The 19,326-nt window shown below is 72.6% G+C and carries 16 protein-coding genes; 7 read left to right on the top strand and 9 right to left on the bottom strand.

Annotated elements, in window-relative coordinates; genetic code table 11:
- Nucleotides 1–7: 7 nt before the first annotated feature.
- Together OG514_RS02080 and OG514_RS02085 are read right to left on the bottom strand one after the other, a co-directional pair.
- Nucleotides 8–1,813 carry an FAD/NAD(P)-binding domain-containing protein gene (locus OG514_RS02080; protein ID WP_266890204.1) on the bottom strand — a complete coding sequence of 602 codons (1,806 nt, stop codon included), beginning with the start codon at nucleotides 1,811–1,813 and terminating at the stop codon, nucleotides 8–10.
- Entirely contained in the window at nucleotides 1,810–2,658 is an 849-nt protein-coding gene (locus tag OG514_RS02085; RefSeq protein WP_266890206.1) for an amino acid ABC transporter permease, read from the bottom strand. Before OG514_RS02085 ends, OG514_RS02080 begins: the two co-directional genes overlap by 4 nt.
- A 445-nt stretch (nucleotides 2,659–3,103) precedes the next feature.
- Here OG514_RS02085 and OG514_RS02090 point away from each other — a divergent pair, with 445 nt between their 5' ends.
- Together OG514_RS02090 and OG514_RS02095 are read left to right on the top strand one after the other, a co-directional pair.
- The gene (locus OG514_RS02090; protein ID WP_266890208.1) at nucleotides 3,104–3,583 is read left to right on the top strand and encodes a GNAT family N-acetyltransferase; all 480 of its coding nucleotides are present in this window, start codon (nucleotides 3,104–3,106) and stop codon (nucleotides 3,581–3,583) included.
- Nucleotides 3,580–4,557 (top strand): ABC transporter substrate-binding protein, encoded by a 978-nt coding sequence (locus OG514_RS02095; protein ID WP_266890210.1) that lies wholly within the window; start codon nucleotides 3,580–3,582, stop codon nucleotides 4,555–4,557. Before OG514_RS02090 ends, OG514_RS02095 begins: the two co-directional genes overlap by 4 nt.
- Nucleotides 4,558–4,604: 47 nt before the next feature.
- Here OG514_RS02095 and OG514_RS02100 read toward each other — a convergent pair whose 3' ends face one another.
- Entirely contained in the window at nucleotides 4,605–5,849 is a 1,245-nt protein-coding gene (locus tag OG514_RS02100) for a DUF5685 family protein (RefSeq protein ID WP_266890212.1), read from the bottom strand.
- A 323-nt stretch (nucleotides 5,850–6,172) separates the two neighbouring features.
- On the opposite strand from OG514_RS02100, the gene OG514_RS02105 reads away from it, so the two are divergent.
- Nucleotides 6,173–6,607 carry a cell division protein SepF gene (locus OG514_RS02105; RefSeq protein WP_266890214.1) on the top strand — a complete coding sequence of 145 codons (435 nt, stop codon included), beginning with the start codon at nucleotides 6,173–6,175 and terminating at the stop codon, nucleotides 6,605–6,607.
- A 42-nt stretch (nucleotides 6,608–6,649) separates the two neighbouring features.
- On the opposite strand, the gene OG514_RS02110 is transcribed toward OG514_RS02105, so the two are convergent.
- Entirely contained in the window at nucleotides 6,650–8,392 is a 1,743-nt protein-coding gene (locus tag OG514_RS02110; protein WP_266890216.1) for an MFS transporter, read from the bottom strand.
- A gap of 405 nt (nucleotides 8,393–8,797) precedes the next feature.
- Here OG514_RS02110 and OG514_RS02115 point away from each other — a divergent pair, with 405 nt between their 5' ends.
- Nucleotides 8,798–9,679 (top strand): phosphatase PAP2 family protein, encoded by an 882-nt coding sequence (locus OG514_RS02115; RefSeq protein WP_266890218.1) that lies wholly within the window; start codon nucleotides 8,798–8,800, stop codon nucleotides 9,677–9,679.
- 143 nt (nucleotides 9,680–9,822) lie between these two features.
- On the opposite strand, the gene OG514_RS02120 is transcribed toward OG514_RS02115, so the two are convergent.
- The gene (locus OG514_RS02120) at nucleotides 9,823–10,038 is read right to left on the bottom strand and encodes an I78 family peptidase inhibitor (RefSeq protein WP_266890220.1); all 216 of its coding nucleotides are present in this window, start codon (nucleotides 10,036–10,038) and stop codon (nucleotides 9,823–9,825) included.
- A gap of 311 nt (nucleotides 10,039–10,349) precedes the next feature.
- Between OG514_RS02120 and ctaD the strand changes: the two genes are divergently transcribed.
- A complete protein-coding gene (ctaD, locus tag OG514_RS02125; RefSeq protein ID WP_266890222.1) occupies nucleotides 10,350–12,062 on the top strand; it encodes a cytochrome c oxidase subunit I in 1,713 nt (570 codons plus the stop codon).
- Here ctaD and OG514_RS02130 read toward each other — a convergent pair.
- The 4 genes from OG514_RS02130 to OG514_RS02145 all read right to left on the bottom strand — a co-directional run bounded on the left by OG514_RS02130 (nucleotide 12,001) and on the right by OG514_RS02145 (nucleotide 16,245).
- Nucleotides 12,001–12,987, bottom strand: a complete 987-nt coding sequence (locus OG514_RS02130) for a YafY family protein (RefSeq protein WP_266890224.1) — start codon at nucleotides 12,985–12,987, stop codon at nucleotides 12,001–12,003. The two genes, ctaD and OG514_RS02130, sit on opposite strands and share 62 nt — an antisense overlap.
- Before the next feature lie 121 nt (nucleotides 12,988–13,108).
- Nucleotides 13,109–14,383, bottom strand: coding sequence for a glycosyltransferase family 4 protein (locus OG514_RS02135; protein WP_266890226.1), 1,275 nt, complete (start codon nucleotides 14,381–14,383; stop codon nucleotides 13,109–13,111).
- Nucleotides 14,384–14,450: 67 nt separating this feature from the next.
- Entirely contained in the window at nucleotides 14,451–15,743 is a 1,293-nt protein-coding gene (locus OG514_RS02140) for an ABC transporter substrate-binding protein (RefSeq protein ID WP_266890228.1), read from the bottom strand.
- Nucleotides 15,721–16,245: a hypothetical protein gene (locus OG514_RS02145; RefSeq protein ID WP_266890230.1), complete on the bottom strand. Its 525-nt coding sequence runs from the start codon at nucleotides 16,243–16,245 to the stop codon at nucleotides 15,721–15,723. The genes OG514_RS02140 and OG514_RS02145 overlap by 23 nt, the downstream gene beginning before the upstream one ends.
- A gap of 100 nt (nucleotides 16,246–16,345) precedes the next feature.
- Between OG514_RS02145 and OG514_RS02150 the strand changes: the two genes are divergently transcribed.
- Nucleotides 16,346–16,771 carry a hypothetical protein gene (locus OG514_RS02150; RefSeq protein ID WP_266890232.1) on the top strand — a complete coding sequence of 142 codons (426 nt, stop codon included), beginning with the start codon at nucleotides 16,346–16,348 and terminating at the stop codon, nucleotides 16,769–16,771.
- Entirely contained in the window at nucleotides 16,771–19,317 is a 2,547-nt protein-coding gene (locus OG514_RS02155) for an ATP-binding cassette domain-containing protein (RefSeq protein WP_266890234.1), read from the top strand. Before OG514_RS02150 ends, OG514_RS02155 begins: the two co-directional genes overlap by 1 nt.
- Nucleotides 19,318–19,326: the final 9 nt, after the last annotated feature.

Genomic DNA, 19,326 nt, shown 5'->3' on the forward strand with positions numbered 1-19,326 from the left:
GCGGGGATCAGGCGCTCAGCGGCGCCGGAAGCCGACACTCCCGGTCGCGCAGGGACGTCAGCGCGGCCCGCGCGGTGACGTCGTTCTGCCGGAAGACGAACCCGCCCGTACGGGGCCGGGTGAAGGCGCTGTCGGCCCGCGCGGTGGTGTGCGGACCGAGCGCGAAGCGGCGCGGGTGCGGGCGTCCGTCGTGCTCCAGGACCCGGCCGTCGGCGGGGTCGACGACGAGAAGACCGCTCGTGGTGGCCCGCGCGCCCTCCTCGTGCAGGGCGCGGAGGAGCGGGCTGCCGGTGAGTTCGAGGGTGGGGTCGGGGAGCCGGGCCTCGACGAGGGCGCGGGCCTCGGTCCACTCCCCCGGTACGGCGGCGGACGCGGCCCGGAAGACTCCGCGTTCCCCGTCGGCCTCGACGGTGACCTGGGGACCGAGGAAGCGGACGACTCCGGCGCGGGAGAGGGCGAGGAGCTGGCGCAGCCGGGGCCCGGGCGGCCCGGAGGCGAGATAGCTGAAGAAGCCGTGCCACCAGCCGCCGAGGTCGACGCGGTCGCCGAGCCGCAGGAGCTGTCCGTAGACGGAGAGCAGGCCGGCGAAGACGGCGGCGTCGGAGCTGTGGGCGGGATCGTGGCGGCGGGTCAGGTCGTCGGTGATGTAGTCGCGCAGACCGTGCTGGAGGGCTTCCGTCGAGGTGAAGCGGATGCCGTCCAGGGGGTGGTCGAGGGCGTCCAGGTCGAGCCGGTCGGCGGGGTCGGGGACGGCCGCGGCGACGACGGCGGCGAGTTCGGCTCCGCGCGGCGGCGATGCCGCGTAGGCCCGCTCGAAGTCGGGCCGGGCGAGCGTGGTCCGCTCGGGGTGGGTGGAGAAGAGCCGGTGGTAGTGGGCCCAGCCGAGTTCCTTGTCGATGAGGGGCCACACGTCGCGCCGGAAGTCGATCGGTTCGCTCCGCCTCAGCAGGGCGTCGGTCTGCTCGGTGCCGAAGAAGCGGGGCAGCGGGGGCCGTTCGCCGTCGAGGACGTAACCGATCTTCGAGTGGTACGGGACTCCCCGCCGCGATCCGACGTGCAGCACCGGCTCCTTACCGGAGGGGACGTAGACGAGCGCGTCGCCCTCGCCCTCGTACCGTCCGCCGCGGCCCTCGGTGAGCAGCACCATGAGGTCGACGAAGGCGAGTCCGAAGCCGCGGACGAGGACGGGTTCACCGGCGGGCAGTGCGCTGAGGTCGCTGTCGGCGGTGAAGTCGGGCGGCAGGTGGACGAGGCCGTGGCGGGCGGCGAAGTCGGTCAGGGCCCGCTGTTCCGGGTCGGGTTCGGCGTCGAGGTGGCCGACGGTGAGGACGACGAGGTCGGCGAGGAGGGGCGCGGCGGTGCCCTCCAGCCAGACCCGCTGGCGCCCCTCGCGGGGGCCGCTGATCCGCACGGCGGTGGTGCGGTGTTCGTGGACGGCGACGGAGGCGGGCAGCGCGGCGCGGGCCCGCTCGTACACCCAGCGCAGATAGGCGCCCTGCTGGGGGCGGGTGGGGAAGGTGCGGCCGTCGATGCCGGCCCATTCGGCGACGGTGGGTCCTGGCCGGACGGGGCCCGCCAGGTCCACGGTCTCGTCGGTGAACATGGTGACGTCCTCGGCCCGGGAGTTCATCCAGAGCAGCGGGGACTGCGCGGTGCGCCAGATCCGGCCGGGGCCGGGCGGGTGCGGGTCGACGAGGTGGACGTCGAGGGGGCCGTCGCCGTACACCTCGGGCAGGTTGGCGGCGAGCCGTTCGAGGAAGCCGGTGCCCCGCGGCCCGGCGCCCACGATCACGATCGAGGGACGGGGGCTCATCGCGCACCGGCCGTACCGCGGGCGTAGTGCCGCTCGACGTAGTACTGGCCGAGGCTGAGGACCGAGGTGACGGCGACGTACCAGAGCGTGGCGACGAGGAGCAGCGGGATGATCTCGTACGTGCGGTGGTAGACGAGCTGGGTGGAGTAGAGCAGGTCCTGGACGGCGATCACGGAGACGATCGAGGTGCCCTTGAGCGTGCCGATCAGCATGTTCCCGGCGGGCGGGACGATGGCGCGCATGGCCTGCGGGAGCACGATCCGGGAGAGCCGGCGCCACCGGCCGAGTCCGAGGGACTGGGCGGCCTCGATCTGGCCGCGGTCGACGGAGAGGATGCCGCCGCGCACGACCTCGGCGGCGTAGGCGGCCTCGTGCAGGGTGAGGCCGATGACGGCGACGGAGACGGGGCCGAGGAGGTTGACCGTGTTCACGCCGAGGATCTGGGGGTAGAGCGCGCCGATGTTGAACCAGAAGAGCAGCTGGACCAGGATCGGGGTGGACCTGAAGAACCATACGTAGCCCCAACTGACCGCGCGGAGAACGGGGTTGGCGGAGAGCCTGAGTACGGCGAGCAGGGTCCCGAGGACGAAGCCCAGGGCCATGACGAGGGCGGTCAGCCACAGGGTGAGGCCGAGTCCGCGGAGGACGGAGGCCGAGGTGAAGTACTCGGCGACCACGTCCCACTGGAAGGCCTTGTTGCGGACGACCGAGACGAGGCCGAGGGCGAGCAGGACGAGGACGAGGCCCGCGGCGGTCCACTGCCCGGCGCGGCGGGTGGGGACGACGCGGGGCGGCGGTTCGGCCGGCGGGGCCGTGGAGGGGGTTTTGACCAGGGTCGCGGACATGCGAAGACTCCGTGGATGCCAGAGGCGGATCGAACACGGGGGTGCGCCTTCACACGCACTGAGCACGGAACCGGGCCCCTCAGCCCGATCCGCCCTTCGAGGCTATGCGGTCAACACGCCCTGCTGTCAAGGGTGTCCGCACTGTGAGCCGTACGTCTCATCGTGGTTGACGCGGGAACGGATGCCTGTTCCACTGAGGCCATGCATTCGCAGCAGCTGGTCACGCGCTCCCACATCGACTTCGGTCGCGTGTGGTCCTCTTCCTGTTGAGCCGACCCTCTGCTCGATGAGCCGGCCCCCGGCTCCGCCCCGCCCGCGTGCTGTTTTCCGCGGCGCCTTCACACACAGGCCCCTCGTGGATGCCTGAGCTCTTCCCTCCCCTCGCTCTGCCACGCCGCCCTCCTTCGTCCTGAAGGGCTGCCCTCCTTCGCCCTGAAGGACCGTCATGACCTTCGCGTTGTCCGTTCACCGGACCACGACCACCGACCCCTTGGCGCGCCCGCTCCTCGACGAGCTGGCGTACGAGTACACGACCCGGTACGGCTCCGCGCACGATCTGAGCCGCTACCCCGCGGAGGAGTTCGCCCCTCCCCACGGCGCCTTCCTGCTTCTCCTTGAGCAGGGCCGGCCCGTGGCGGGCGGCGCGTACCGACGCTACGACGACGACACCGCCGAGCTGAAACGCATCTGGACCCACTCGGCGCACCGCAGGCGCGGACTCGCCCGCCGGGTCCTGACCGTGCTCGAACGGGAGGCCGCCACCCGCGGCTACTCCCGCCTCTATCTCACGACCGGACCGCGCCAGCCGGAGGCCAGGGGCCTCTATCTGGCGAGCGGCTACCGCCCGCTCTTCGACGTGTCCGCCGATCCCGAGTCGATCGGCCCGCTGCCGTTCGAGAAATTCCTGGAGAACCCGAAGCCATGACCACGCGCACGCGTCCCGGCACCGCTCGCTCCACCGTCGTCTTCGCCCTCATCACGGGCGCCGCGCTCGCCCTCACCTCCTGCGCGGGCGGGGACCCCGCGACGGCCCCGGCCGGAGCGTCGGGGGCGCCGGGCGCCGCGAAGGGCTCACTCCCGACCGAGGACCTGGTGTCGGCGGTGAGGAAGAACGAGGCCGCGGCGAAGCTGCTGCCCGCCGACGTCCGGCAGCGGGGCAGCTTCACGATCGCCTCCGCCGTCGCCACCCCGCCCAGCTCGGCGTATCTGCCCGACGGCAAGACGGTCGTGGGGGTCGACGCCGACTTCGCCGCGGCCGTGGCGAAGGCCCTCGGCCTGGAGCTGAAACGCGAGGTGGTCGGCTTCGAGGCGATCCTGCCGGCGCTCGGCAGCGGCAAGTACGACGTGGGCACCGGGAACTTCGGCGTGACCGAGGAGCGGCGCAAGGCCATCGACTTCGTGACGTACATCAACGACGGCCAGGGCTTCGCGAGCCGCGCGGACAGCCCGCTGAAGGCGGTCACCGACCTCACCCAGCTGTGCGGCCTGAACGTGGCGGTGAACGCCGGCACCACCTTCGAACGGACCCTGGAGCAGAACAAGGGCCGGTGCGCGGAGGCGGGCGAGCAGCCGTACGAGGTGAACGTCTACAGCGAGACCGGGGCGGTCTGGATGGCGCTCCAGCAGGGCCGCAGCGATGTCGTGATGAACACGATCAACGGCGTGCGCTACGCGGTGACGCAGCAGAAGAACGTGAAGTTCCTCAACGAGTACCGGCGGCTCGACGTCGGCTTCGCCTTCAAGAAGGGCACCCCGCTCGCGCCCGCCTTCCAGGCCGCGGTGAACGGCCTGAAGGCGGACGGGACGTACGACCGGATCCTGAGGAAGTGGGGCGTGACGGGATCGGGCATCGCCACGTCGCGGATCTCCCCGCCGGAGCTCCCGGCGCCGAAGAAGTAGCGGGGCGGGGCACCGGCGAGGCGGGGATCCCGTGGGCCGACGGAGCGTCAGCAGCCGTCGCAGGGGCAGCAGCAGTCGCAGCCGCCGCAGTCACCGTTGCCGCAGTCGCAGTTCTGGCAGCAGCCCTCGCGCTTCTTGCGGGACCAGGGACCCTCGTACTCCTTGGCGCAGCAGATCTGGCAGGTGCAGAAGAGCCAGGTGAACATGGCGCACCCCGCGAGGAAGCCGCGCGGCTTGGGTGCCTGCGGGGCGCCGCCGCCGAACTGCGGCGGCAGCCCGCCGGGACCGCCCGGTCCGCCGAAGCCGCCGCCACCACCGCCGTGAGGGTTCCCGCCGCCCCCGTAGGGGTCGTACGGGCCCGAGGTCCCGCCCGCGTACGGATTGCCCGGCACCGGACCCTGGCCCGGTCCCGGTCCCGGTGCGCCATGGGCGCAGCGCGTCGTGCCGAAGGCGCGGTCCACCGAGGTGCGCAGTTCGTGGGCGAGCAGGACGTGGGCGAGCTTGCCGTCGGCGAACTCGGCGTCCTTCAGGGCGAGGCGGATGCCGTGCAGGGCGTCGTCGGCGAGCCGGCGGGCCTCCTCGCGGGAGGTGCCGGTCGCGGTGAGCGGGTTCCAGGCGCCGCTCTCGGCGTCGGCGGTCTGGTCCTCGACTGCGTCCAGGAGGTGCGCGAGGCGGCCGAAGAGCCGGCCCGCCTCGGCGAGCGGCTCCGCGTTCCCGGGCCGTCCGGCGAGGACGGCGGTGTGCGCGAAGGCGGCCGCGGTCGCGGTCTCGGTCGGTTCGGTGACGGCGAGCAGGGAGGTGCCGGGCCCGGCGAGGGCCTCGATCCCGGTCTGGCGGTCGACGGCGTCGACGAGGAGGGCGGTGTCGAAGCCGAGGGCGCGGCCGGTCCTGGCCCCCGCCTTGTCCCAGGAGCGGGCGACGCGGCGGGCCGCGGCGGCGACGGGCCGGCGGGCCAACAGGCCGTCCCGGTCGGCGACGTGGTCCCGTACCTTCGCCGAGGCGAGGACGAGCGAGACGGTGGCGGCGAGCCGGGCGCCCTCGCCCCGCGCCACGGGGGCGGTCCGCATCCCGCGCAGCGGGCAGGGTCCGGCGGTGCGCCGGCCGCTCTCCACCGCGCCGGTCTGAGCCTCCGTCAGAACGGAGACGATGAGCCCGTCGTAGTTGGTGACGACCCGGGCGAACTGGCCGTGGTCGGCGCGAAGTGCCAGGCAGAGGCCGCAGAGGTGGGCCATCCACTCGGTCTTGAGGCCGTCGGTGAGCCGATGGGTGCAGGGTCTGACGATTCCGAACATGGACTCCCCCGTGAGTCGTGAATCTGGGCCGGGCTATGGACCGCCGGGCGGCCTCGCGGCATCGTAGCGAGCGGGTCCGTTCACCCGTACGCGCCCATCGTCACCCTTGTGACCCGACTTTCATATTTTCAGCTACATGGCCCTCCCTCAGGGCCCGCATACCGCAAGTTTCCTGACGAATCGCCAGGAAACGGTGCTCACGTTCTGCACCAGTACCGTCACGAATCCCCTGCGCGCCGACTATCCACTTGGCGCGCGATCCGCATCATGAAGGACGATAGGGATTGCGGAACCACAAGTGACCGCGCTGAAAGGAGGCGTCCATGGGATCGGTGCGCAAGGCGAGTGCCTGGCTGGGACTCGTCGAGGACAACGACGAGCGTTACTACGACGACGAGTACGCCGACGGTGCCGAGGGCGGCGACGCCTGGGTGACGGACCCCCGGGTCCGGGTGGCCACGGACACCGCCGAGGAGCAGGGCCGCCGGATCGCCACCGTCTCCCCCGACGGCTTCCGGGACGCCCGGGGCATCGGCGAGCTCTTCCGTGACGGCATTCCGGTGATCGTGAACCTGACCGCGATGGAGGGGAACGACGCCAAGCGCGTGGTCGACTTCGCCGCCGGTCTCGCCTTCGGCCTGCGCGGTTCGATCGAGCGTGTGGCGACGCGGGTCTTCCTGCTGACCCCCGCCGACACCCAGATCATCACCGGCGAGACGGGCCGGCGTCAGCAGGACGGTTTCTTCAACCAGAGCTGAGCGGGTCCGCCGGCCCGGCCGGGCACCACCCGAGGGATCGGGTCAGTGCGCCGGACGCCCCGAGGCGGCGGGCTCGATCGCTTCCCGGGTCGCGGGCACCCGCGGCTCGGACGGATCGGCGAGCGGGGAGAACCCCGGGGCATCGGCCTGCTTCGACAGCACCACCGACTCCGCCGCGACCGGGGCGGACACCGCCCCCGCCGTCTCCGCCGCCACCGAGGTCTCCTCCGGCCCCTCCGGATCCGCCGGGCACTCCATCACCCGGGGCAGCCGCCGGGCCATCGCCGCGCCGATCAGCAGCAGCCCCGCGCTCACGAAGAGCGTGATGTGCAGACCGTTCACGAAGGCGTGCCGGGCGGCCTGGTGCAGTGCGCCGCCCGCCGCGCCGCCGAGCTGTTCGGCGACCTGATAGGCCTCGCCGAGCGAGTTCGCGGCAGCCCGGCCCGCCTCGGCGGGCACACCCGGGACCGCGGCGAGCCCGGGGGCGTACGCCGCGTTCATCACACTGCCGAGCAGCGCGGTGCCCATGCCCGCGCCGAGCTGGTACGAGGTCTCGCCGATCGAGGCCGCGGCACCCGCGCTGCGCTGCGGCGCCTCGCTGAGCATCGACTCGTACGCCGAGAAGAGCGTGGTCTGCAGGCCGAAGCCGAGCAGCACGAAGCCCACCGTGAGCAGCAGCGGCCGGTCGTGCTGCCCCATGAAGGTGAGCAGCAGCACGGCGGCGGCGGTGAGGACGAAGCCCCAGCCGACCATCCGGCGCGGCCCGATCCTGCGCAGCGTGTACGAGCCGGTGGCGCCGGCGGCCATGGCGGCGAAGGTGAGCGGAAGGAGCCTGAGGCCGGTCTCCAGGGGGCTCAGGCCGAGGACCAGCTGGAGGTACTGGACGGCGATGAGCTGCAGGCCGACCAGGGCCAGCATGGCGAGCACGATGCAGCCGACGGAGGTGGTGAAGGCCGCCCGGGAGAAGAGCCGCATGTCGATCAGCGGGTGCGGGCGCCGCTTCTGCCGTCGTACGAAGAGGACGAGGAGCCCTGCGCCGATCAGCAGCGGACCGGCGGTCGGGAGGACGAGGAGCGGTTCGCCGGCCCCGGCGCGCTTGACCCCGAGGACGCAGCCGAGCACACCCGCGGCGGCCATGAGCGCGCCGAGGACGTCCCAGGGCCCGTCGGCGGCGCCCCGGGATTCGGGGAGGAGGCGGCGGCCGAGCGGCAGGATCAGCGCCATCAGCGGGATGTTGATGAGGAAGACGGAGCCCCACCAGTAGTTCTCGACGAGGAAGCCGCCGAGGACGGGTCCGGTGGCGGCGCCGATCGCGGCGGTCGCGGTCCAGATGCCGATGGCGGTGGCGCGCTCCCGCCGGTCGGGGAAGACCGCCCGGAGGATGGAGAGCGTGGCGGGCATGATCATGGCGCCGCCGACGCCGAGCAGCACCCGGGCCCCGATGAGGACCGAGGGTTCGGTGGCGAGCGCGGCGACCGCCGAGGCGACGCCGAAGAGCGCGTAGCCGAGGAGGAGGACTCTGCGCCGTCCGACCCGGTCCCCGAGGGTGCCGAAGAGGATCAGGAGCGAGGCGCAGACCAGGGGGTAGGCGTCGACGATCCAGAGCAGCGCGGTGGAGCTGGGGCGCAGGTCCTCGGTGAGCGAGGGGATCGCGACGTGAAGGATGGTCGCGTCGAGGGCGACCACGAGAAGGCTGACGCAGAGGACGACGAGGACGACCCAGCGGTTGGCTCCGCCACCGGCGGCGGAGCGCGGTCGTGCTGGGGCCGTGTTCGTCCGCGACATGTACGTACCTCCCAGTGAAGCTCTCGCGCTCGGCGGGCCCCGACCAGGGCTTATACCCCTGGGGCGGCCCGGCATCGACGGGCGAGTGAGCCGTCAGCGTACGCGAGTTCAAGGCCCGAGCGCGTGGTGCAGCTCTCACCCCGGCGGGCCTCGGGGTGTGGCGTACGCCACTCGGGGCGGGCCGCGCGTCGCATGGAATTCCGTACGGACACACGTTTGAAGCAATTCCCGCACGTTCAAACACACTTCCGGAATCGTCCCCGTGAAAAGAGGGCGGAAGGTCATCGGATTTCCCGACGGATGCCGGGAATAGGCCACTGACTGAGACCTACTCCACATCACATCAACATCACGAACAGAGCGGATCGCCCGGGTCGGCTACTCACTCCCTGTAACGTCGATTGGGTGCGTACCGACATCTTTGCCCGGCTGGACCGGGAGCCGGAACCGCCGAAGATAGAGGTCCCGCGGATGACCCGCACGCGTCTCGCCCTCTTCGGCGGGACATCGGCGTTCTATCTCGCCATGGTCGTCGCCGTGCTGCTCTCGACGTGGCTGGTGACCCTCGACTGGAAGATCATGCTCTTCCGGCCCTACCAGCAGTGGCCGGAAATCCACGGCTTCCTCGACTACTACGTCGTCCTCGGCCAGCGCGGCCCCACGGCCGTCATGGTGGCCGCCTGGCTGGGCTGGCGCTCCTGGCGCCAGCACACCCTGCGACCACTGCTCTGCCTCGGCGCCGCCCTGCTGCTGCTGAACGTCACGGTCGGCGCGGTCAAGCTCGGCCTCGGCCGTCTCGGACCCCACTACGCGACCGAGGTCGGCTCCGCCGAGCTCTTCGCGGGCGGCGACATATTCCCCTCGGGTCACACCGCGAACGCGGTCGTGACCTGGGGCATCCTCGCCTATCTGGCGACCACTCCGCGGGCCAGGCGCTATCTGTCGGCGCTCTCCGCCGTGGTCGCGCTCGGCGTCGGACTCACCACCGTCTATCTGGGCACGCACTGGCTGAGCGACGTCCTCCTCGGCTGGGCCGCCGGGCTTCTGATCCTGCTCGCCCTGCCCTGGTGCGAGCCGGTCCTCGCCGTGGCGGAGTCGTGGATCCTCGCCGCGCGCGACCGGGTACGGGACCGGCTGCGGGACCGTCGCCGCCTGGTGCCCTCGCTGCCCGTGGCCTCCGGAGGCCCCCGCCCGGGGTACTTCCCGCAGCGTCCGCCCGGCTCCGAGGAGCCGGTCCGGGGACCCGCGGGAGTGGCCGGCGGCCGCGCCCCGGCGACCCGCGGCTGATCGCGAGCACCTGCCCCCACGTACGCGGAAGGGCCCCGGCCGATATCGGCCGGGGCCCTTCCGCGTACCCGGGTACGGGCGCCCGAGCTCGGCGGCAGCCCCTGCGCGCCGCCGCTGCGCCCGGTACGTCCCGCGCCGGTCTCTCAGCCGACCCAGCAGCGGGTGACCGTGCCGTTCTCGACCTCGAAATTGATGCGTCCGGCGAGGTACTCCATGGTGATGATCGAGCCGGGCGGGAGCGACCTGACGGTGCTCCAGCCCCGCGTCCTGGCGAGCCGTGCGGCGCCTTCCGCATCGAGGCCCACATAGGACTCGGGAGCGTCGCGGGGCGGTTCGGGAGTGCGCGAAGTGGGTGCCATGGCCCTCACGTTAGTCCCTTGGCGGTCACGCTTGTGTCACAAGTTCTCGACATATGTTTGGCATGACCTCGGTCACTCGACGAGACGGATTCCGGCCGTTTCTCCAGTAATTCCGAAGCGCATCCAGCAGTTCGCACGAAGGGGCCGGAACTCCCGATAGGGCGCGCGTAATTCCCGCTTCCCGGGCCGCCCGCCGCGAATTGTCTCGGCGACGCGCACGCGAGCCGCTCACTCTTCCCTTACACAATGCTTACGCTGTCCGAACGCCCGGAGACGCGGAGCCGGGACGACGGCGAGGCGGAGGCAGCGGGATGGGCAACGGGACAGCGACCGCGACCGTCGAATCGGCCCGTGAACGGCACGGCAGGGTGCTGATCGACTGGCTCACCACGACCGACCACAAGAAGATCGGCCACCTCTATCTGGTGACCGCGTTCGTCTTCTTCCTCATCGCCGGGCTGATGGCGATGCTGATGCGGGCCGAGCTGGCCCGCCCGGGACTCCAGCTGCTCACGAACCAGGAGTTCAACCAGGCCTTCACCCTGCACGGCACGATCATGCTGCTGCTCTTCGCGACGCCGACCTTCGCCGGGTTCGCCAACGAGCTGGTGCCGCTGCAGATCGGCTCGCCGGACGTCGCCTTCCCGCGGCTGAACATGTTCTCGTACTGGCTGTTCCTCTTCGGCAGTCTGATGGTGCTCGGCTCGCTGCTCACCCCGACCGGCCCGGCCGCCTTCGGCTGGACCGCCTACGCCCCGCTCAACAGCCTGGAGCGGTCCCCCGGCGCCGGCGTCGACCTGTGGATCACGGGGCTCGCGCTCTCCGGCTTCGGCACCATCCTCACCTCGGTGAACTTCCTCGCGACCATCATCGGGATGCGGGCGCCCGGCATGACCATGTTCCGGATGCCGATCTTCACCTGGAACGTGCTCTTCACCGCGGTCCTCGTGATCGTCGCCTTTCCCGTGCTGGCCGCCGCCCTGCTCGTCCTGGAGGCGGACCGACGCCTCGGCTCGGTGGTCTTCCAGCCCGAGAACGGCGGCGCGCTGCTCTGGCAGCACCTCTTCTGGTTCTTCGGCCACCCCGAGGTCTACATCATCGCGCTGCCGTTCTTCGGGATCGTCAGCGAGATCATCCCCGTCTTCGCCCGCAAGCCGATCTTCGGCTACACCACGCTGATCGCCGCCACCATGGCGATCACCGGCCTGTCGGTGGTCGTCTGGGCCCACCACATGTTCGCCACGGGCGCGGTGCTGCTGCCGTTCTTCTCGCTGCTCTCGTTCCTCATCGCGGTGCCCACCGGGGTGAAGTTCTTCAACTGGACCGGGACGATGCTGCGGGGCTCGCTCTCCTTCGAGACCCCGATGCTGTGGTCCGTCGGCTTCCTGGTGTCGTTCCTCTTCGGCGGCCTCACCGGAGTGATCCTCGCCTCGCCTCCGATGGACTTCCAAGTCACCGACTCGTACTTCGTGGTCGCCCACTTCCACTACACGGTCTTCGGCACGGTCGTCTTCGCGACCTTCGCCGGCTTCTACTTCTGGTGGCCCAAGTTCACCGGCCGGATGCTCGACGAGCGCCTCGGGAAGATCCACTTCTGGACCCTCTTCGTCGGCTTCCACCTGACCTTCCTGGTGCAGCACTGGCTCGGCGCCGAGGGCATGCCCCGCCGGTACGCCGACTACCTGGAGGCGGACGGCTTCACCACGCTCAACACCGTGTCGACCATCGGCGCCTTCCTGCTCGGCGCGTCCACACTGCCGTTCCTCTACAACGTGTGGCGGACCGCCCTGTACGCGCCGAAGGTCGACCTGGACGACCCGTGGGGCTTCGGCCGCTCCCTCGAATGGGCCACCTCCTGCCCGCCGCCCCGGCACAACTTCGACGCCGTGCCCCGGATCCGCTCCGAGTCGCCGGCCTTCGACCTGCACCACCCGGAGTTCGCGGCCTACGAGCGGATGCGGATCACGAGCCCTCCACCTGAGCGCCAGCCGAGCGGTCGAGGGACCGGGACAACAGGTCTCTGAGCGCCCGCACCCGGTCGACCAGCTCGGGCGGGTCGAGCACCTCGAACTCGAAGCCGATCAGCGACACGTGGATCACCATCACGTCGAGGCTGTGGGCGCCGGTGCGCAGCAGGCAGGTGTCCTCCCCGTCCGCCGTCAGGACGCCGTCGGCGGCGCCGACGGCCGCGGCGGCCTCGGCGAGTGGCACATGCAGCCGGATCGTCGCCTCGGTCGCGTACGCGGCGGTGGACACGCCCTTGGACACATAGGCGGCCAGATCCTCGGCGGGCGGCTCGCGGGGCGGGAAGCGGGGACCGTGCGGCGGTGTCGGCACGATCCGGTCGGCCCGGAAGGTCCGCCAGTCGGCCCGGTCCACGTCCCAGGCGACCAGGTACCAGCGCCGCTCGCTGCACACCAGGCGGTGCGGCTCGACGGTCCTGCGGGTGACGGCCCCGCCGTGGTCCCGGTATTCGAAGCGCAGCCGCTCGGTGTCCCGGCAGGCGTTGGCGAGATCGGTGAGCACCGCCGGGTCGATCCGGTCGCGCGGGGTGCGCAGCATCGGCACGGTGAAGGCGTTCAGGGCGCTCACCCGGCGCCGCAGCCGCCCGGGCAGCACCTGCTCCAGCTTGGCGAGGGCGCGTACGGAGCTCTCGCCGATGCCCTCGACACCCTGCCCGGCGGCGGCGCGCAGGCCGACGGCGACCGCCACTGCCTCCTCGTCGTCGAGGAGCAGCGGCGGCAGCTCGGCCCCGGCGCCCAGCTGGTAGCCGCCGCCGGTCCCGGGGCTCGCGTTGACCGGATACCCGAGCTCGCGGAGCCGGTCGACGTCCCGCCGTACGGTGCGGGGCGTGACCCCGAGCCGGTCGGCGAGGTCGGCACCGGACCACTCGCGGTGGGCCTGGAGCAACGAGAGCAGACGCAAGAGCCGTGCGGAGGTCTCCAACATGGTTCCGAGTCTGTCAGCCCTCGCGGACGACTTCTGTCCTCGATGCAAGGGGTACCCCGGCGGTCCACGGGGTACGCGGCGATCCACGAGGGCGGGCGCCGACGCACGCGGAACGCGGTCGTCAGCGGAAGCGGCGGACCAGCCGGCCGACCTTCGCCTTCAGGCTGTAGACCGCGTCGATCGCCCGCCCGGCCCCACGGTGGAGCGTCACCCGGCCCTGGGGGTGGGCGCGCGCGGCGGCGCCCCGCTCGACGAGTTCCGTCCAGAGCGCCTCGTGCCGGGCGGCGATCCGGACCGGGTCGAAGCGCTCGGACGCTTCGAGCGCCGCCCGTGCCGTCTTGGCGCGCAGCTCGTCGTCCTCCACCAGCCGGCGCAGCGCCCGCGCGAACGCGGCCACGTCGTCGACCGGCACCAGGAACCCGTCGACCCCGTCCTGGATGATCTCGCGCGGCCCGTGCGGGCAGTCGGTGGAGACCACCGGGAGTCCGCAGCGCATCGCCTCGACGATGGTCATGCCGAAGGATTCGCGCTCTGAGGTCACGGCGGCGATGGAGGCCTTGACCAGCTCGGGTTCCGGCGGGGTCACCGAGCCCATCAGGAAGACCTGCTCGCCGAGGCCCCGGTCCTTGATCTGCCGGGTCAGCGGCCCCCTGAGGTTCTGGACGGCGTCGCCGCTGCCGTAGATCCGCAGCTTCCAGTCGGGGTGGTCGGCGGCCACCTCGGCGAAGGCGTCGATCAGCACGTCGTACCGCTTGACCTGGGTGAGCCGGCCGGCCGCGACGACGGTCTTCGCCGCGGGGTCGGCGGGCGGCACCGGGGGCGCGGGGACGCTGTTGGGCACGGACTCGATCCGTACGCCGGGCAGCCCCAGCTTCCGGTAGGCGCGGGCGTCCGCCTCGGTGACGGTGGTGACGGCGTCGAGGAGCGCGTACTCGTGCCGGATGTCCCGGCGCAGCCGGAAGGTGTGGCCGTCCAGGATCAGGTGCTCCTGGCCTACGAGGACCGGCCCCCGCCGGGCCTGTCGGGCGAGCTGCACGTTGAGCCCGGGGCGGGTGCCGACGAGGACGTCGGTCTCGACGCCGCGCAGGTGCTCCCCGATCCGGGCGTCGGTGAGCGCGCTGTACTGCTTCCAGCGGCCGTCGCCGCGCGGGAAGACCTCGGCGGGGCGGTGGAAGTCGGGGTGGTCGCCGTCGTATCCGGGGCTGTCCTTGCGCAGGTCGACGAGGTGGCGCAGGGTCACCCCTGAGGGCAGGCCGAGGAGCGGGCGGTCGCGGTGGCGGAACACCGAGACGATCTCGACCTCGTGACGTTCCGCCAGTTCCTCGGCGAGGGTGAACGTCGTCCGGATCGTGCCGCCGTAGTGATAGCCGTTGTGGAGCAGAAAGGAAATACGCATCGCGCTGCCGGTTCCCCCCGGTCAGTTGATCGGTCGCCCGACTGTACTGCCGGTGACGAGCCGCCGTTCACGGGCGGTAGCCGAGCTGGGGCACGGTCGCGCAGTTCTCCGTCATCTCGCCCTGGCTCACCCAGCCCCGGCCGTCCTGCCAACGGGCCACGGACAGACAGGTGTTCCGGGTCGCGGGCGGTCGCGCCAGCCGCTCGTAGCGGACGGGGAGCAGCAGCCCGCGCGCGGAGTACGGCTCCGGTCGGTTGATGAACTCCTCGACGCACGCGCGCGTGAGCCCGCCTCCGGCGAGGCAGGAGCGGGCCGCGTCGGTGAACCACATCGCCGCCGCCCACCCCTCCAGCTGCCACTGCGACAGCGGCCGGTCCCCCATCGCCGCCCGGAACTCGCGGACGGCCGGCTGCCCGGTGTCCTGGTGGTTGCGGCTGGATCCGGTCACCCAGAGTGAGTCCCGGCAGCCGGGCGCGCGGGCGTAGTCGCGGGCGACGGACGAGGACCAGTTCTGCACGTTGGTGACCTTGGCGTCGACCCGTACGCCGAGGGTCTCCATCGCCTCGCAGAGGCGCACGTTGCCGTGGGTGTCCATGGCGTCGAAGAGGACGTCGACGTGCTGGGCGCGCAGATCGGCGGCGACCGCGCGGAAGTTGGGCAGGGCGAAGTCCACCTGTTCCTCGACGACCCGGTAGCCCTCGGCGCGCAGGCCCCGGGTGACCAGCCGGGCGTACCCGGCGGACGCGGCCTGGTTGTAGGAGACGACGGCGGCGGTCCGTGCCCCCTGCTTCTCCTTGAACCAGCGGTAGACCTCGGTCCCGCCGTACAGCACCCCGCCCCAGCCGGGTTCCTTCCCGGTGCGCGGGGCGGAGGTGCCGTAGATCCCGTAGAGGTGCGGATAGGTGTCGTACGCGGGGGTGAGGGGCTGGCCGCCGATGTCGGGGACGCCGGCGCGGGAGACGAGGGGCGCGCCCGCGTAGTTCAGGGCGGTGGTGGCGACGAGCGCGAAGACCCGGCGTTCGTCGATGAGCCGGTGCACGCACGCGTTGTTGCCGACGCCGCTGCCGCCGTCGTCGCAGGTCTCGACCTCGATGCGGCGGCCGTCCAGGCCACCGCGCGCGTTGAGGGCGTCGAAGTAGGCGCGGGCTCCGTCGCGCGTGCCCGTGAAGGCCTGCCCGCCGACGGGGCTGGTGACGCTGGTGATGATCCCGACGCGGAGCGGCTCACCGCCGGAGGGGTTGGCGGTGGGCCGCGTCTCGAAGGCGCGCTCCGGGAGCCGGCTGCCGCAGGCCGTGAGGAGAAGGAGCAGCAGGGCCAGGAGCAGCGCCGCTCCCGCCTCAGCAGCCCGGAACGGTGACACCGCTCAGCTGGACCAGGCCGCACAGCGTCTTCACGGTGACCTTCCAGGTGTCGTTCTGGAGGACGGACGTGCCCTGCGAGTCGGGCAGGGCGGGGGCTCCGCCGACCAGCAGGTCGTACGTCACGTTGGCCTCGGTGGCGGAGGTGAACTCGACGCCGGTGACCTTCGCCGAGGTCATGGCGGCGTTCTTGTCGCCGCCGAAGGCGCCGAGGACCTCCTGCATCTGCTCCCCGTTCTCCAGGAGCTTGACCCGCTCGGCGGCGGGGGTCTTGGGGTCGAAGAACGCCGTCCAGTTCTCGGTGATCTCGGCCCGGGCGGCGGCGGGGTCGTCGGGTTCGTCGGCCGCCGTGGACGGGGCCGAGGTCTCGGTGCCGTCGTAGCGGCCCTCTCCGCCGCCTGCGCCGTCGTCGGAGCAGCCCGCGAGGACGGGGGTGAGCACCAGGACGGCGGCGGCCGCGAGGGCGGCGAGCCGGGGGCCTCGGCCGAGTCGTGCGAAAACCATGTGGCTCACCACCGGGTGTCCCTCCGGGCCCTGTGCCCCGATGCTTCCAGGGTGGGACGTATCAGGACATAGTGCAAGATCGGGGCATAGTGCAAGAGAGATGACGAGGGAGGCCGCTGTGCCGACATCCCGAATCCTGCTGTGGAGCGGTCTCGCGGCGGCCGCCGGGGGCGCGGTGCTGTGCGTCCTCGGCTGGTACGGGATCTCCGGGGAGCGGTTCGCCGAGCGGCAGCTGCCCTATCTGGCCTCGTGCACGGTGCCGGGAGCGGCACTGATCGTGGCGGGCGCGGTGCTCGTCCTGGCGGCGTACGCGCGTGACGTACGCCCTCCGGAACCGCGCGCAGCGGCTGCGGAGGAGACTCCCCCGCAGTCGTCCCCGTCCGCGGAGGGCCCGCTCCTCCGGGTCCCGGGCGGCACGCTCGCGCACCGCCCGGACTGCCCGCTGATCGAGGGCAAGCCGGAGGCGACGGAGGTGGGGGAGGCGACCCTGGCCCCCTGCCCGGTCTGTGAACCCTGGCCACCCTGATGGCCTCCCTGACGTACGAGCTGACGCTCGCCGGCCTCGCGGTCGGCAGCGCCGCCGCGCTCACCGGGATCGGACTGATCGTCACCTACCGGGCGACCGGCGTCCTGAACATGGCGCACGGCGCGGTGGCCATGATCTGCGCGTACGTGCTCCGCCAGCTGGTGGTCGTGTGGGGCTGGCCGCTGCCGGCGGGCGCCCTCGTCACCCTCCTCGTCGTCGCCCCCGGCCTCGGGCTCGTCCTGGACCTCGCGGTGTTCCGGCCGCTCGCACGGCGAGAGGCGAATCCGGCGCAGTCCCTGGTGGCCTCCATCGGCGTCTTCGTCCTGCTCGTGGGCGCGGCGGTGCTGCTGTGGGGCCCCGGGGCGCGGGACGACGTGCCGGTGCTCCTCGGCGACGATCCCTGGGCGCAGCTCGGGGCGGTGGTGGCGCTCGCCTGCCTGCTGGGGGCGGTGACCCGGTGGACCCGGTTCGGGCGGGAGCTGCGGGCCGTGATCGACAACCGGCCGCTCGCGGTGCTCTCCGGGATCGACGCGGACCGGGTCGCGGCGGCCGGCTGGGCCTTCGGCTCCTTCACCGCCGGGCTCACCGGGGTGCTCCTCGCCCCGTACGTACGGCTCGACCCCTACGGGATGCCGCTGCTCGTCGTCGAGGTGATCGCGGTCGCGGTCATCGCCCGGATGAGATCCCTGCCGGTCGCGGTGGTGGCCGCGCTCGCGATCGGCGTCGCCCAGGCCCAGCTCACCCGGCTGCACCCGGAAGGCTGGGCGGGGCCGCTGCTCCAGGCCGTCGGGGCGAACCTGTTCGTGGTGGCGCTGCTCGTCTCGGCGCTCGTCATGCCGGGGATCGGCGGCAAGGGCCGGGACGCGCTGCCGCCGCCGGTGCGCTCCGGGCGGGTGCCGGGGGCGGTGTGGCTCGTCGTGGGCGTCCTGTTCCTCCTCCCGCTCGGCTTCGCGGGCTCGGACCTGCAGACGGCGATCCAGGTCCCGGCCCTGGCGGTGATCCTGCTGTCCCTGGTCGTGGTGGCGGGGCGGGGCGGCCAGATCGCGCTCGGGCAGGCGGCGTACGCGGGCCTGGGCGCCCTGTTCACGGCGCTGCTCGCGGCGGGCGGGGTGCCGGGTCTCCTGGCCCTGGGCCTCGCGGTGCCGCTGGTCGGGGCGGTGGGGCTGCTCACGGGCTGGCCGGCGATCCGGCGGCACGGTCTGGCGCTCGCGCTCGTGACGCTCGCGACCGGGGTGGCGGTGAGCCGCTTCGTCCTCACCCAGCCGTACGCGACGGCGGGCCTGTCCTTCGGCCGCCCGGCGGGCTTCTCCGACGACCGCGCCTTCTACGCCCTCGAACTGGTCGTCCTCGCGGGCTGCCTGGTCCTGGTCGCCGCCCTGCGCCGGGGCCGCACCGGCCGGGCGCTCGCGGCGCTGCGGGACCACGAACCGGGCGCGGAGGCGGCGGGCGTCGCCGTCCCCGGCCTGAAGCTCCTCGCCTTCGTCCTGGGCGCGGCCCTGGCCGCCCTGGGCGGCGGCCTCCTCGGGATGGGCCTGCGCGCCTTCGACCCGGAGGCGTACGACCCGGTCCGCGGCCTGCTCTGGTTCGCCGCGGTCCTGGTCCTGGGCGCCGACAGCCTCCTCACCCCCCTGGCGGCGGCAGCCCTCCTGACCACGCTGGACGCGGGCCCCCACGCGGGCACGGCGGCGGCGGCCCTGGGACTCCTGGCCGCGATGACGGCCAGAATCCCCCCACTGATGAACCTGCTCCCCCAGAAGTCCCCCGCCCCGAAGGCGGCCGACGGCGCGAGGCCACCCGAGGGAAGACCGGCACTTCGCTCGCTCACCCGCGCGGGCGGCGCCGAGGCGAACCCACCCGCGGCCGCCGATGGCGGCGCGCCCCCCACAAGACCCCCGGTCCCCCGCCTCCGCGCGACCGGCCTCACCCTCACCTACCCCGGAGGGGTCACCGCGCTCGACGACATCACCCTCGACCTCGCCCCCTCCCGCATCACCGCCCTCGTCGGCCCCAACGGCGCCGGCAAGAGCACCCTCTTCGACTGTCTCGCGGGCACCCTCCGCCCCCGCGAGGGCCGGATCACCCTCGCCGGCGCCGACATCACCCACCGCTCCGCCCACGCCCGCACTCGGCTCGGCATCGCCCGCACCTTCCAGCGCCTCGCCGTCTTCCCCTCCCTCACCGTCGAGGAGAACGTCCGCATCGGCGAGGAGCGGGGCCATGTCCGAAGGGACCCCGCCGCGGTCGAGCGGAGCCTCCGTCTCCTCGGCCTCGCCGGACCCGTACGGCACGCGACGGCGGCGGACCTGCCCACCGGGACCCTGCGCCGGGTCGAGCTGGCCCGCGCGCTGGCGGGGCAGCCGCACACGCTGCTCCTCGACGAGCCGGCCGCCGGTCTCGACGCCGCGGAGACGGCCTCGCTCGGCCGGGTCCTCGCCGCCCTCGCCGCCGACGGCCTGACCGTCCTCGTCGTCGAGCACGACCCGGATCTCGTCGCCGGGATCGCCCACACGGTGCACACCATGGAAGGCGGCCGGATCGTGTCATGAGGGCCGAAC

The organism is Streptomyces sp. NBC_00572 (genome assembly GCF_026341815.1).
Lineage (GTDB): Bacteria > Actinomycetota > Actinomycetes > Streptomycetales > Streptomycetaceae > Streptomyces.

Coding starts and splice junctions, on each gene's coding strand:
- OG514_RS02080 (WP_266890204.1), bottom strand. CDS start 1,813: ATGAGCCCCCGTCCCTCGATCGTGATCGTGGGCGCCGGGCCGCGGGGC.
- OG514_RS02085 (WP_266890206.1), bottom strand. CDS start 2,658: ATGTCCGCGACCCTGGTCAAAACCCCCTCCACGGCCCCGCCGGCCGAA.
- OG514_RS02090 (WP_266890208.1), top strand. CDS start 3,104: ATGACCTTCGCGTTGTCCGTTCACCGGACCACGACCACCGACCCCTTG.
- OG514_RS02095 (WP_266890210.1), top strand. CDS start 3,580: ATGACCACGCGCACGCGTCCCGGCACCGCTCGCTCCACCGTCGTCTTC.
- OG514_RS02100 (WP_266890212.1), bottom strand. CDS start 5,849: ATGTTCGGAATCGTCAGACCCTGCACCCATCGGCTCACCGACGGCCTC.
- OG514_RS02105 (WP_266890214.1), top strand. CDS start 6,173: ATGGGATCGGTGCGCAAGGCGAGTGCCTGGCTGGGACTCGTCGAGGAC.
- OG514_RS02110 (WP_266890216.1), bottom strand. CDS start 8,392: ATGTCGCGGACGAACACGGCCCCAGCACGACCGCGCTCCGCCGCCGGT.
- OG514_RS02120 (WP_266890220.1), bottom strand. CDS start 10,038: ATGGCACCCACTTCGCGCACTCCCGAACCGCCCCGCGACGCTCCCGAG.
- ctaD (WP_266890222.1), top strand. CDS start 10,350: ATGGGCAACGGGACAGCGACCGCGACCGTCGAATCGGCCCGTGAACGG.
- OG514_RS02130 (WP_266890224.1), bottom strand. CDS start 12,987: ATGTTGGAGACCTCCGCACGGCTCTTGCGTCTGCTCTCGTTGCTCCAG.
- OG514_RS02135 (WP_266890226.1), bottom strand. CDS start 14,383: ATGCGTATTTCCTTTCTGCTCCACAACGGCTATCACTACGGCGGCACG.
- OG514_RS02145 (WP_266890230.1), bottom strand. CDS start 16,245: ATGGTTTTCGCACGACTCGGCCGAGGCCCCCGGCTCGCCGCCCTCGCG.
- OG514_RS02150 (WP_266890232.1), top strand. CDS start 16,346: ATGACGAGGGAGGCCGCTGTGCCGACATCCCGAATCCTGCTGTGGAGC.
- OG514_RS02155 (WP_266890234.1), top strand. CDS start 16,771: ATGGCCTCCCTGACGTACGAGCTGACGCTCGCCGGCCTCGCGGTCGGC.